Here is a 12,163-nt window from a genome sequence, read left to right as displayed (position 1 = left end):
CCTCAGGGCTTGGCGGCCGGCGCCGGTGCGGGCTCCGGCGTGCCGATGGCGGCGTCCAGCTTCTTGCGGATGGTGGCTTCCAGCGCCTTGAGCTTGGGCTCCATGTCGCCGCGCACCTCGGGGCCGAGCTTCTCGGCCAGCGGGCGGAACATCTCGTCGTTGATCTGCTGGTACTTGCGGAAGGCCGGTGCCTCCAGCGCGCCGATCAGCTGCTTGAGTTCGGCTTCGGAGAACTTGGCCTCCAGCACGGAACCGGTGGTCGAGGGCAGCAGGCGCACCGCGGCTTCGCGCAGGATGGGCGTGCTTTCCTCCACGAACTTGCGCACGTCGGCCTGCACGTCGCGGATCAGTGCCTCGCGCTTTTCCAGCGGCACGCGCTGCTGGATCACGGAGCCGACCGACTGCATGATGGCGCCGGCCGGGCGCTCGGCCAGTCCGCGCACCTGGGTCTCCACGATGGGGCGCTGCAGCTGCAGCACCTTGGCGACGAGTTCCTTCTTGGCGGGCGAGGTTTCGGCGTGGGCCAGGGTGCTGGCCGCGACCAGCAGTGCAGCGGCGAGGATCTTGTTCAAAGCGTGTTCCTGTCTTGGAAGAAGCGGGCGTGCCGGCCATTATCGCCACGCCCGGTGACGCCGCCGGCGCCAGGTTCAGCGCGCTGCCAGCAGGGCCACGAGCTCGGGCAGCAGGCGCTCGCCGTTGCCGGACTGCACGGCCTGCTCCAGCGTCTGGCGCACGCCCTGCGCCACGGCGCGCGCGGCGCCGCCGTCTTCGGCCATCTGCGAGTAATAGTTGAGGTCCTTGAGCGCGTTGGACATCGAGAAGCGCAGGCCCGACGTGTCCTGCGCGAGCAGGAAGGGCTTGAGGCGCTCCAGCGCCGCGCCGCCACCACCGCCCTTGGCCAGCACATCGACCAGCACCTCGGGCGCCACGCCGGCGCGCTGGGCACAGGCCGCGGCCTCGGCCAGCAGCGTCACGAAGCCCAGCGAGACGTAGTTGTGCAGCAGCTTCATGCGGTGGCCCGCGCCGACGGGGCCGGCATGCGTGATGTTCTCGGCGAAGCAGGCGAGGAGGGGCCGGCATTCGGCGAACAGCGCGGCATCGCCGCCGACCAGCAGGTTGAGCCGGCCCTCGTGCGCCTCCTTGGGCGTGCGCGTCATGGGCGTATCCAGGAACCGGCCGCCCGCGGCCTGCACGGCCTGCGCCACGCGCTCGGTGGAGGTCGGCACGGCGGTGGAGCAGTCGATCACCACGGTGCCGGGCTTGAGGCCCTCCAGCACGCCGCCCGCGCCGAGCAGCACGGCCTCGACCTGGGGCGTGCCGGTCACGCACAGGATCACCACCTCGGAGGCGGCGGCCACATCCTTGGCGCTGGTCTGCGTGGTGACGCCGGCCGCCTTCAGTTCGTCCAGCGGCTGGTTGCCGGCATGCTCGAGCACCGTGAGCGGGTAGCCGTGTTTGGCGATGTTGCGGGCGATGCCGTGGCCCATGAGGCCGATGCCGATCATGCCGATCTTCTGTTTCATGGCGTTGTCCTTGCTTGTTGGCGGAGAGGGAAAGAGGGCCTGCGGCGCGGGATTGTCTGGCATATTCGTCGGCCACCGACACTGGAGACAAGACAGCCATGCGCAGCTACGACATCGCGACCATCGAAGGCGACGGCATCGGCCCGGAAGTGTGCCGGGCCGCCGTCACCGTGCTGGGCGAAGCCTGCGGCAGCGGCCTGCTGCGCTTTGCCAACCTGGACGGCGGGGCCTTGCACTACCAGCGCAGCGGCGCCGTGCTGCCCGAGGACACCTTCGCGGCCTGCCAAAGCATGCACGCCATGCTGCACGGCGCAGCCGGCCTGCCGGGCGTGACCTACCCGGACGGCACCGAGGTCGGAAACGACCTGCACCTGCAGCTGCGCTTCAAGCTCGACCTGTTCGCCAACGTGCGGCCGATCCGTCTCTACGCCGGCGTGCAGTCGCCGCTGTCGGGCTGGCAGGCCGGCCAGATCGACTACGTGGTCGTGCGCGAGAACACCGAGGGCCTGTACGCGAGCCGCGGCGCCGGCGTGAACCTGCGCGGCGAACTGGTCACCGACCAGCTCGTCGTCACGCGCAAGGGCACGCAGCGCGTGGCGAAGTTCTCGTTCGAGCTCGCACGCCGGCGCAAGGGCGCGCCGCGCGACGGCAAGCGCCGCGTGACGGTCTGCGACAAGGCCAACATCCTGCGCAGCTACGCCTTCTTCCGCGCCGTCTGCGACGAGGTGGCGGCCGGCTACCCCGAGGTGGAGATCGACTACGCCTATGCCGACGCGATCACCGTGCACATGCTCAAGAAGCCCGACTTCTACGACGTGATCGTGGCCGAGAACATGTTCGGCGACATCATCTCCGACCTGGGCGCCGGCACCGTGGGCGGCCTGGGCATCGCGGCCTCGGCCGAGCTCGGCGAGCGCCATGGCCTGTTCCAGGGTGCGCACGGCTCGGCGCCCGACATCGCGGGCCAGAACCTGGCCAGCCCGGTCGCCACCGTGCTGTCGGGCGCGCTGATGCTGCGCTGGCTCGGCGAGCAGCATGGCGACGAGGCCTTGCATGCGGGCGCAGAGCGCGTGGAACGCGCGGTCGAAGCCGTGCTGGCCGAGGGCCGCGTGGTGCCGCGCGACCTGGGCGGCCAGGCCAGCTGCACCGAAATGACCGACGCCATCTGCCGGCGCCTGCGCTGAGTTCAGTTGGCGCTCTGCTGCTGCGCGATGCGCTGGTACAGCGTGTTGGAACGCAGCAGGTGCGCGCGCATGGCCTGTTCGGCCGCATCCCCGTCGTGCGCCGCGATCGCGTCGACGATGCGCCGGTGCTCGGCCAGCGTGAGCTGCTCGGCGCCCGGCGCGCGCACCAGTGGCTGGTAGTAGTCGCTGCCCCAGCGGAAGATGGCCTCGACGATGGCCGGGAAGATCGGGTTGCCGCTGATGCGCGCGATCTCGCGGTGAAAGGCCATGTCGCGGTCGAGGAAGCGGTCCAGTTCGGCCAGCGAGGCCTCGTGCTCGGCGATGCGCGCCTCGAGCGCCTGCACGTCTTCGTGCGTGGCGCGCTCGGCCGCCATGCGCGCCATGCCGGCCTCCAGGAACACGCGTGCATCCTTGAGGTGCTCCAGCGTGTCGGGCTGCATGCTCAAGAGGTGCCGCGCGCCGCTGCCGATCTGGCGGATCAGGTCGTCGGCCGTGGGCACGACCACGCGGGCACGCTCGCCGTGCGAGATCTCCACGATGCCCGAGCGCTCCATGGCCTGCAGCGCCTCGCGCACGGCCGGCCGGCCCACGCCGTAGAAGTCCATCAGTTCGCGCTCGGGCGGCAACTGCTCGCCGGGGCGGATCTCGCCGCTTTCGATGCGGGCCATCAGGCGGTCCCGGACCTCCTGGTAGAGCTTGCGTTTCTGGATCGGGCCGGTGGTGCTCATGCGAAAGGCGCGGACGGGCGCTGTGGTGCCGGCGCATTATCCGGGCGCCGCTGCCACCGTGCCGTCGCGCACGCGGGCGAAGAAGTCGGCCCCGCCCATCTGGCCGCCCTTGAGCACGATCTCCAGTCCATCGCGCTGCGGCAGATCCGACCACGCGCGGCACAGCGGCGCGCCGGGCGCCAGGCCCGCAGCCACCGTCAGTGCCGTGATGCCGAGCGCGCCGGCGACCTCGCCGGAACTGTCGCCCCCGGCCACGGCGATGCGGCGCAGCGTGGGCACGCGGTCCAACACGGCGCGCATCAGCAGGGCCAGCACTTCGCCCGTGCGCTGGGCGGCCTGGGCGCGCGACAGGCCGGCAGCGGCGGCAGTGGCGTCGAAGGCCTGCACGGCCGGGTCGTCCGGGCCGCGCGCGGTGTAGAGCAACGGACTGGCGCCCTGGTCCAGCGCCGCGCAGGCTGCGTCGCACACCCGCGCCAGTTCGGCCTGCGCCGCAGCGCCCAGCGCGCGCGCCAGGTCGATGCGGAGCAGGGCGAAGCCGTCGGCCTCGGCCTGGTCGATCTGCCGCGCCGTGACCGGCGAGCAGCTGCCGCTGACGGCCGCGATGCGCCCGGCCGGCCCGGCGTGCGGCAAGGGCGCGGCCTCGGGCAACAGGCCCTGCGCGCGCCACCAGGCCGTCAACGCGTACTGCAGGCCGGACGAGGAGGCCGTGAACACGCCCGCGCCGCGCTGCTCCCAGACCAGGCGGCCGGCCTCGCACAGCGTTTGCGCATCGAGCACGTCGATGAGCACCACCGGGGGCTCGGCCGCCGCCTGCAGGCACTGTGCCAGCGCCTGCGCGCCCAGCCCCGCCTTGAGCTGCGTGAAGTCCACCAGTGCGCGTGGCCGCGCGGTCTGCGCGCCCAGGTGGCGGCGCAGGTCGGCTTCGGCCATGGGTGTGACCGGGTGGCGCGACATGGTCGGATGCCGGTCCAGCCGCCAGCCCTGGCCGTCGGCCACGGCGAACAGGTTGCCGAAGGCCTGGTAGCGGCCCAAGCGCGGCGCGCCGACCACCATGGGCGACCAGCGGCCCGGCATCAGCGGCACGCCGATGTCGACGGCGCAGCCGATCGAGCCCATGGCGGGCGAGGAATCGAAGGTCGAGCAGATCTTGTACTGCAGCAGCGGCGCGCCGAGCCCCGCCAGGTCCTGCAGGGCCGGGCGCAGATGCGCATGCATCCAGGCCGGGTCGCGGCCGCGCGACGGGCCGGCCAGTCCCACGCAGCGCGCCTGCGGAAAGCGCGCCAGCGCGGCCGCGTCCGGCGTCTGCAGGAACAGCACGGTGGGCACGCCGGCGGCCGCGAAGGCCTCCAGCACGTCGGTGGAACCGGTGAAATCGTCGCCATAGTAGGCCAGCAGCAGGCCCGGGGGCAGGGCTTGGGCCATCACCAGACGCCGAGCGCGGCCTGCAGTTCGGGGTGCTTGCGCGCATGCGCTGCCAGCGGCACGCCGGCCTGCGCGGCGTCCCAGGCCTGGCGCATCGCGGCCACGCCGGCGCGGATGCCGCCCGGGTGGCCCAGGATGCCGCCGCCGGCCGCGTGGATCAGGTCGCAGCCGCCGACCGCGGCATGCGTGGGCGCCGCCTGCAGCCCGGTCTGGCCGGAGCTGAACACCGGCATGGCGACCATGGGATGGCCGTCGAAGGCCGCCGCGAGCACCGCCTGCGCCGCCGCGACCACGCTGTCGTCGGGCTCGCTGAACTTGTTCGCCAGCCCGTTCACGTGCAGGTGGTCGGCGCCGGCCAGGCGCCACAGCAGCTGCCAGGGCGCGTAGTCCCAGCCCAGGGCCGGACTGCGCGAGAGGTAGCCCCAGCCGGCGCGGTGCGCGTGGATCGGCAACTGGGCATGGCGGCGCAAGGCCAGCAGGCCGGCCAGGCCGATGGACTGCAAGCAGACCATCACGCAGGTTCCGCCCAGGGCGAGCACGAGGTCGTGGCGCCGGCGCATCTCGTCCAGGTCGCCCGTGATGTTGAAGGCCACCATGGCCTTGCGGCCGCTGCGCTCGGCCGCGGCATGGACGACCTGCATGACGGCGCGCGCGCGCGCGTCGAAGGGGCAATGCGGGCCGTCGGCCTGCAGTTCGTCGTCCTTCACGAAATCGATGCCACCTGCGACCAACTGGCGAACGGTGTCGGCCGTCTGCGCCGGCGTGAGGCCCACGCTGGGCTTGACGATGGTTCCGATCAGCGGCCCCTGCGGCACGCCGGCCAGCCGGCGCGTACCGGCGATGCCGAAAGCCGGGCCGGGCATGGCCGCCGCGAAGTCGGCCGGCAGGCGCAGGTCCAGCAAGCGCAGGCCCGAAACCTGGCGCAGTTCGAACAGGTTGCCGGCCACGGTGGACACCAGGTTGGGCAGCGAAGGCCCCAGGTTCGCCAGGGGCCAGGACAGCGTGAGCCGGCAGCGTGTGTAGCGGGCCGAGGCCGTGCCCCCGGGCAGGCTGGGGCGGTCGCTGTGGTCGATGACGTCCAGCTGTTCCACGCGCGCGCCGGCGCGCGCCTTGAGCTCGGGCGTCTCGCCCGGCACGGCCGTGAAGGTGCCGCTGGACTGTTCGCCCGCGATGACTTCGGCCGCCTGGTGCGGGTCGGCGCCGGTCTCCAGCCAGTAGCTGGCGTGGATGCGGCCGTCGGGCGATGCGAAGCGCGCGGGCATGTCGGCTACCGCACGTCCTGGATCTTCTTGATGTTGTCGGCGCCGAACTCCTTGGCGTAGGCCGCATAGGCTGGCTTGAGCGCCTCCTGGAAGGCGGTCTTGTCCACGTTGCGCACCACCTGCATGCCTTCCTTCTCCAGCAGCGCTACGCCGTTGGCGTCGTCCTCGTCGACCTTCCTGCGCTGTGCCGCCACGCTGACCTTCGCCGCCTCCAGGAAGACCTTCCTGTCCGCCTCCGAGAGCTTGCTCCAGACCGCGTTGGACAGCAGCAGCAGGGCCGGTGAATAGACATGGCCGGTCAGCGAGAGGTGCTTTTGCACCTGGGCGAACTTGGAACTCGTGATGACCGGGATCGGGTTCTCCTGGCCGTCCACCGTGCCCTGCTGCAGGGCCGTGAACACCTCGGGGAAGGCCATCGGCGTGGGCAGCATGCCGAAGCTGCGGTAACCCTCCATGTGCACCTTGTTCTCCATGGTGCGCACCTTCAGACCCCTGGTGTCCTCGGGCTTGTGGATGGGGCGCCGGCTGTTGGTGATGTGGCGAAAGCCGTTCTCGGTCCAGGCCAGCGCGACCAGGCCCTTGGGCGGGAACTTGGTCAGCAGGTCCTGCCCGATCGGCCCGTCGAACACCGTGCGCGCATGGGCGTAGTCGCGGAACAGGAAGGGGATGTCGACGATCTTGACCTCGGGCACGAAGTTGCCCACCGGCCCGGTCGAGGTGATCACGGCGTCCTGCGTTCCGAGCTGCACGGCCTCGATCTGCTCGCGCTCGCCGCCCAGCGCCGAGCTGGGGAACTGCTGGCACTTGAAGCGGTTCTGCGTGTTCTTCTCGACCTCGGCGCAAAAGGCCGTGGCGCCGACCCAGTAGTGCGAGTCCTTGGCCGGCGTGTAGCCGATCTTGAGCACGGTCTGGGCCTGGGCGCTGCAGGCCAGCAGGGCCAGGGCGGCGACGGCGGTGCGGGCGAGGGTCGGACAGGGCATGCGTGGTCTCCTTGGTGTGGGTCGTGCAGGATTCAGGTGATGCGGCGGATGCTCTCGGCGATCTCCGCGCGTTCGAACACGCCCTTCCAGTCCTCGCGCATGAGCCGTGGCTTGCCGAAGGTGATGGCCTTGTTGCAGGCATCGGAGAACTGGCCCGGGATCTCCTGGAAGATCACGGCCGACAGGATGGTCATGTGGCCGAGCAGGAAATCGCGCGCCGCATCTGCGGGCACGCCGCGGCGCACCACCTCGTCCATGGCCTCGCGCATCACGTCCAGCAGCGTGGCGCACACGGTCTCCGACAGGCCGGGCTCGAGCAGCGCCATCTGCTCCACGGTCACGCGGTAGGAGCGCAGGATGGGCGCGTAGATGGTCTTGGCGACCTCCTCGCCAAGGTCGAAATCGGCGGGCCCGCCCTGCATCAGCGCGCTGACGACCGACTGCGGCGCATGGCCGCCGCCGAAGAAGTCGGGTCGGCCGTCCTTGCGCAAGTCGGCGCTGAAGATCGGCGGGTGGCAGGGATGAGCGACGAAGTACACGAGGTCGGCCCGCTCGGGCAGATGGCCTGCGAACGGCGCGGCGGCATCGAGCAGCATGACCATGGTGCCGGGCGCCAGCTGCGGCGCGATCGCATGCGCGATCTTGCCGATCAAGGTGTCGGGCACGGCCAGGATCACCACCTGCGCACCGTCCAGCGCGGCAGCCTGGTCCATGCAGGCGATGCCGGCCTCGTCACGCAGCCGCTGCCGGCCGGCCTCGCTGACCTCCACATGCCGCACCGCGAAGCGCGAGCCCTGCAGGTTCTTCGCCAGGCGCACGCCCATCTTCCCGCCTGCGCCGAGCAAGGCAATCGTCGTCGTCATCGTGTCCTCCTCCAGAACTGGCGTGATGGTATGACGACCAGACCAATTCGAAGCAGCCTGTTGGGCAGGAACAAGGGTAAGTCCGGAGGCTGGCGCTCAGCGCCGGCCGAGCTTGCGGTACAGCGTCGCGCGGCTGATGCCCAGCCGGCGCGCGGCCTGGGCCACGTTGCCGCGTGCCTCGTCCACGGCCCGGCGGATCAGCGCGTCTTCGACGGCGCGCAGCGAGGCCGCGCCGCTGCCTGCGGGCGGCTGGCCAGCGGCCTGGGCCAGCACGCTGATCCGCAGCCTGGACCACAACGGCGCCTCGATCGCCTGCGCATGGCGCGCGGCATCGAAGAGGCTGGCATGCGGCATCGCGAACAACTCGTCCGCATGGACCGGCCCACGCGCCGGAGGCAGGGCCAGCATGGCCCGCGCGGCGGCGTTGGCGGCCACCACCCGACCGTCGCCATCGAGCGCGAGCAGGCCGTCGGCATCGCCGCCGGGCGCGGTGCCGGGCCATGCCAGGCGCAGGGCCAGCGCATGCGGCACGGCCAGCGCCAGCGCGTTGGTGATGCTGCGCGCGGCCTGGGCCGCCAGATGCTGCAGTTCGGGCCGCTCGGCCACGTCCACGCCGGTCAGGTCCAGCATGCCGGCCAGCGTGCCGTCGGGGCCGTGGAACGGGGCGCCCGCACAGCTGTAGGCGCTGGTGTCGGCGAAGAAGTGCTCGGCCCGGTGCAGCCACACCGGTTGCTGCTCGGCCAGCGCGGCGCCGATGGCCGTGGTGCCCACGCGCGCTTCGGACAGGTCCGTGCCCACGCGCGTGATCAGCAGCGCGCGGCGGTCGCTGCGGTCGATCGCGCCCTGGGCGTCGACGACCACGCCCTCGGCATTGGCCAGCACCGCGAAGTAGCCGGTCTGCGCGAGCGCCTGCGCCAGGCGCTCGAGCACGGGCCGCGCGGCCCGCGCGAGCCGCTGGTTGGCCTCGGCCGCCGCACGCGCCTGCGCGGCAGACACCGCCTCGAAGCCCAGCCGCTGCTGCGGCGCATGGCCCAGCGCCAGGCAGCGCAGCCAGGAGCGCTCGATCCAGGGCGCAACCAGCCCGCCCGTGCCGGGCAGGCGTTGCTCCAGCACCTGCGCACGGGCCAGGCGGATCGGCTCGGTGCGGTCGGGCGGGGCAGGGTGGAGCAGCATGGTCATCGCGGGGGCACCCGATTGTGGGCCTGTCGTGGGGCTGTTTCATTTTGAGAATTTCTGAGGGCGCGCGCAGTCGCCTAGGGTTTCGCCTAGGTGGTGTACCGTGGTGCCTCCCAACAATCCAAGCCGACCCCACACCCCCAGATGGAGAGACTCCTATGCAGGTACAACTGACGGTCAACGGCAAGCAGGTATCGGTGGACGTGCCGCCCAACACCCTGCTGGTCCAGACGATCCGCGAACACCTTCACCTGACCGGCACCCACGTCGGCTGCGACACGGCCCAGTGCGGCGCCTGCACCGTGATCCTGAACGGCCGCGCCGTGAAGTCCTGCAACGTGCTGGCGGCCCAGGTCGCGGGCGCCGAGATCACCACCATCGAGGGCCTGGCCCAGGAAGACGGGACGCTGCACCCCATGCAGGCGGCGTTCAAGGAGTGCCACGGCCTGCAATGCGGCTTCTGCACGACCGGTATGGTGATGAGCGCGGTGGACCTCTGCACCCACCACCCCAAGGCGAACGAGCAGGAGATCCGCGAGCTGCTCGAAGGCAACATCTGCCGCTGCACCGGCTACCAGAACATCGTCAAGGCGGTGCAGGTGGCGCAAAAGACCATGGCCACGGCCTGAACGCGAAGGAGCGACACCATGGGCGCTTCCGACTTCTCCAAGCTGCCGCACATCGGCGAAGCCCTCCAGCGCAAGGAGGACCTGCGCTTCCTGACCGGCGCGGGCAACTACACCGACGACGTGCACCTGGCCCACCAGGCCCACGCCGTGTTCGTGCGCTCGCCGCATGCGCACGCCACCATCACCGGCATCGAGACCGCCAAGGCCGCCGCGATGCCAGGCGTGGTCCGCATCTTCACGGGCAAGGACGTCGAGAAGATCGGCGGCCTGCCTTGCGGCTGGCTCATCACGAGCTCGGACGGCCAGCCCATGAAGGAGCCACCGCACCCCATCCTGGCCCAGGGCAAGGTGCGTTACGTGGGCGACCACGTGGCCATGGTCGTGGCCGAGACGCTCGAGCAGGCCAAGAACGCCGCCGAGGCCGTCGAGGTCGGCTACGACGTGCTGCCCGCCGTGACCAAGGTCAGCGATGCGGCCAAGGCCACGGCACTGCACGACATCGCGCCCGACAACCACTGCTACAAGTGGGCCATCGGCGACAAGGCCCAGGTCGATGCGGCCTTCGCCAACGCCGCGCATGTCACCAAGCTGGACCTCACGAACAACCGGCTCGTTCCCAACGCGATGGAGCCGCGCGCGGCCATCGGCAGCTACAACCGCGCCAGCGACGAATACACGCTGTACGTCTCCAACCAGAATCCGCACGTCGAGCGGCTGCTCATGACGGCCTTCGTGCTGGGCCTGCCCGAGCACAAGGTGCGCGTGATCGCGCCCGATGTCGGCGGCGGCTTCGGCTCCAAGATCTACCTCTATGCCGAAGACGTGTGCCTGACCTGGGCCGCCAAACAGCTCAACCGCAACATCAAGTGGAACTGCGAGCGTGGTGAGGCCTTCCTGTCCGACGCCCATGGCCGCGACCATGTGAGCCACGCCGAGATGGCGATGGACAAGGATGGCAAGTTCCTGGCGATGCGCGTGCACACCGACGCCAACCTGGGCGCCTACCTGTCGACCTTCTCGACCGCCGTGCCCACCATCCTCTATGCCACGCTGCTGGCCGGCCAGTACACCTGCCCGCAGATCTACGTGGAAGTGGACGCCTGGTTCACCAACACCGCACCCGTGGATGCCTACCGCGGCGCCGGCCGGCCCGAGGCCACCTATCTGCTCGAGCGCCTGGTCAGCCGCTGCGGCTGGGAGCTGGGCCTGGGGCAAGACGAGATCCGCAAGCGCAACTTCATCAACCAGTGGCCCTACCAGACGCCGGTCGCACTGCAGTACGACACGGGCGACTACCTGCAATGCCTGACCCGGGCCCAGGAGCTTGCCGACGTGGCCGGCTTCGCCGCGCGCCGCGCAGCCAGCGAGGCCAAGGGCCTCAAGCGCGGCATCGGCTACAGCAGCTACATCGAGGCCTGCGGCATCGCGCCGTCCAACATTGCGGGCGCGCTGGGCGCACGCGCCGGCCTGTTCGAATGCGGCGAGGTGCGCGTGCACCCGACCGGCAGCGTGACCGTGTTCACGGGCTCGCACAGCCATGGCCAGGGCCACGAGACGACCTTCGCGCAGGTGGTGGCCGCGCGGCTGGGCATCCCGGTCGAGAACGTGGACGTGGTGCACGGCGACACCGGCCGCGTCCCCTTCGGCATGGGCACCTACGGCTCGCGCTCGATCTCGGTCGGCGGCGCGGCCATCATGAAGGCGCTGGACAAGATCGAGACCAAGGCCAAGAAGATCGCCGCGCACCTGATGGAGGCCTCGGACGCCGACATCGAGTTCGCCAATGGCGAGTTCACGGTCAAGGGCACGGACAAGAAGATCCCGTTCGGCCAGGTCGCGCTGACGGCCTACGTGCCGCACAACTACCCGCTCGACAAGCTCGAACCCGGCCTCAACGAGACCGCCTTCTACGACCCGACCAACTTCACCTTCCCGGCCGGCACCTACATCTGCGAGGTCGAGGTCGACCCGGCCACGGGCGTGGTGCGCGTGGACCGCTTCAGCGCGGTGGACGACTTCGGCACCATCATCAACCCCATGATCGTGGAAGGCCAGGTGCACGGCGGCATCGTGCAGGGCCTGGGCCAGGCGCTCATGGAGAACTGCGTCTACGACGAGAGCACGGGCCAGCTGCTGACCGGCTCCTTCATGGACTACGCGATGCCGCGTGCCGACGATTTCCCGCAGTTCAAGCTGGACACCGTCTGCACCCCGTGCACGCACAACCCGCTGGGCACCAAGGGCTGTGGCGAAGCCGGCGCGATCGGCTCGCCGCCGGCCCTCATCAACGCCGTGCTGGACGCGCTGGCGCCGCTGGGCGTGAAGGACTTCGACATGCCGGCCTCGCCCGCGCGCGTCTGGGCCGCCATCCAATCCGCCAAGGCTTGAGGGAGAAG

11 protein-coding genes are annotated in these 12,163 nt (G+C 70.8%); 3 read left to right on the top strand and 8 right to left on the bottom strand.

What is annotated here, in order from left to right; genetic code table 11:
• Positions 1-2: 2 nt before the first annotated feature.
• Complete coding sequence (locus tag IE209_RS15865; protein WP_189687928.1) at positions 3-572, bottom strand: hypothetical protein; 570 nt, start codon at positions 570-572, stop codon at positions 3-5.
• A gap of 75 nt (positions 573-647) precedes the next feature.
• A complete protein-coding gene (locus IE209_RS15860; protein ID WP_189687927.1) occupies positions 648-1,523 on the bottom strand; it encodes an NAD(P)-dependent oxidoreductase in 876 nt (291 codons plus the stop codon).
• A gap of 98 nt (positions 1,524-1,621) precedes the next feature.
• Between IE209_RS15860 and IE209_RS15855 the strand changes: the two genes are divergently transcribed.
• On the top strand, positions 1,622-2,707 hold the full coding sequence (locus IE209_RS15855) for an isocitrate/isopropylmalate dehydrogenase family protein (protein ID WP_189687926.1): 1,086 nt from the start codon (positions 1,622-1,624) through the stop codon (positions 2,705-2,707).
• 2 nt (positions 2,708-2,709) lie between these two features.
• Here IE209_RS15855 and IE209_RS15850 read toward each other — a convergent pair whose 3' ends face one another.
• The 6 genes from IE209_RS15850 to IE209_RS15825 form a co-directional block, all read right to left on the bottom strand.
• Positions 2,710-3,435, bottom strand: a complete 726-nt coding sequence (locus tag IE209_RS15850) for a transcriptional regulator NanR (RefSeq protein WP_189687925.1) — start codon at positions 3,433-3,435, stop codon at positions 2,710-2,712.
• A 36-nt stretch (positions 3,436-3,471) separates the two neighbouring features.
• Positions 3,472-4,857: a 3-oxo-isoapionate kinase OiaK gene (oiaK, locus tag IE209_RS15845; protein ID WP_189687924.1), complete on the bottom strand. Its 1,386-nt coding sequence runs from the start codon at positions 4,855-4,857 to the stop codon at positions 3,472-3,474.
• Positions 4,857-6,119 (bottom strand): ribulose-bisphosphate carboxylase large subunit family protein, encoded by a 1,263-nt coding sequence (locus IE209_RS15840; protein ID WP_189687923.1) that lies wholly within the window; start codon positions 6,117-6,119, stop codon positions 4,857-4,859. Before IE209_RS15840 ends, oiaK begins: the two co-directional genes overlap by 1 nt.
• Before the next feature lie 5 nt (positions 6,120-6,124).
• Complete coding sequence (locus tag IE209_RS15835) at positions 6,125-7,099, bottom strand: TRAP transporter substrate-binding protein (protein ID WP_189687922.1); 975 nt, start codon at positions 7,097-7,099, stop codon at positions 6,125-6,127.
• 32 nt (positions 7,100-7,131) lie between these two features.
• Positions 7,132-7,962 (bottom strand): phosphogluconate dehydrogenase C-terminal domain-containing protein, encoded by an 831-nt coding sequence (locus IE209_RS15830; protein WP_189687921.1) that lies wholly within the window; start codon positions 7,960-7,962, stop codon positions 7,132-7,134.
• Positions 7,963-8,058: 96 nt separating this feature from the next.
• A complete protein-coding gene (locus tag IE209_RS15825) occupies positions 8,059-9,135 on the bottom strand; it encodes a helix-turn-helix domain-containing protein (protein ID WP_189687920.1) in 1,077 nt (358 codons plus the stop codon).
• A gap of 161 nt (positions 9,136-9,296) precedes the next feature.
• On the opposite strand from IE209_RS15825, the gene IE209_RS15820 reads away from it, so the two are divergent.
• Together IE209_RS15820 and IE209_RS15815 are read left to right on the top strand one after the other, a co-directional pair.
• Complete coding sequence (locus IE209_RS15820) at positions 9,297-9,767, top strand: (2Fe-2S)-binding protein (protein ID WP_145546056.1); 471 nt, start codon at positions 9,297-9,299, stop codon at positions 9,765-9,767.
• Positions 9,768-9,785: 18 nt separating this feature from the next.
• Positions 9,786-12,155: a xanthine dehydrogenase family protein molybdopterin-binding subunit gene (locus IE209_RS15815; protein ID WP_189687919.1), complete on the top strand. Its 2,370-nt coding sequence runs from the start codon at positions 9,786-9,788 to the stop codon at positions 12,153-12,155.
• Positions 12,156-12,163: the final 8 nt, after the last annotated feature.

Source organism: Pseudorhodoferax aquiterrae, assembly GCF_014652235.1.
Lineage (GTDB): Bacteria > Pseudomonadota > Gammaproteobacteria > Burkholderiales > Burkholderiaceae_C > Pseudorhodoferax > Pseudorhodoferax aquiterrae.
Note: the sequence above shows the minus strand (reverse complement) of the source record. Positions and strands in the feature narration are given on the sequence as shown.

What these genes read in the sequence shown, in the direction of transcription:
- IE209_RS15860 (WP_189687927.1), bottom strand. Translation starts at nt 1,523, where the DNA reads ATGAAACAGAAGATCGGCATGATCGGCATCGGCCTCATGGGCCACGGC.
- IE209_RS15850 (WP_189687925.1), bottom strand. Translation starts at nt 3,435, where the DNA reads ATGAGCACCACCGGCCCGATCCAGAAACGCAAGCTCTACCAGGAGGTC.
- IE209_RS15825 (WP_189687920.1), bottom strand. Translation starts at nt 9,135, where the DNA reads ATGCTGCTCCACCCTGCCCCGCCCGACCGCACCGAGCCGATCCGCCTG.
- IE209_RS15830 (WP_189687921.1), bottom strand. Translation starts at nt 7,962, where the DNA reads ATGACGACGACGATTGCCTTGCTCGGCGCAGGCGGGAAGATGGGCGTG.
- oiaK (WP_189687924.1), bottom strand. Translation starts at nt 4,857, where the DNA reads ATGGCCCAAGCCCTGCCCCCGGGCCTGCTGCTGGCCTACTATGGCGAC.
- IE209_RS15815 (WP_189687919.1), top strand. Translation starts at nt 9,786, where the DNA reads ATGGGCGCTTCCGACTTCTCCAAGCTGCCGCACATCGGCGAAGCCCTC.
- IE209_RS15855 (WP_189687926.1), top strand. Translation starts at nt 1,622, where the DNA reads ATGCGCAGCTACGACATCGCGACCATCGAAGGCGACGGCATCGGCCCG.
- IE209_RS15820 (WP_145546056.1), top strand. Translation starts at nt 9,297, where the DNA reads ATGCAGGTACAACTGACGGTCAACGGCAAGCAGGTATCGGTGGACGTG.
- IE209_RS15840 (WP_189687923.1), bottom strand. Translation starts at nt 6,119, where the DNA reads ATGCCCGCGCGCTTCGCATCGCCCGACGGCCGCATCCACGCCAGCTAC.
- IE209_RS15835 (WP_189687922.1), bottom strand. Translation starts at nt 7,099, where the DNA reads ATGCCCTGTCCGACCCTCGCCCGCACCGCCGTCGCCGCCCTGGCCCTG.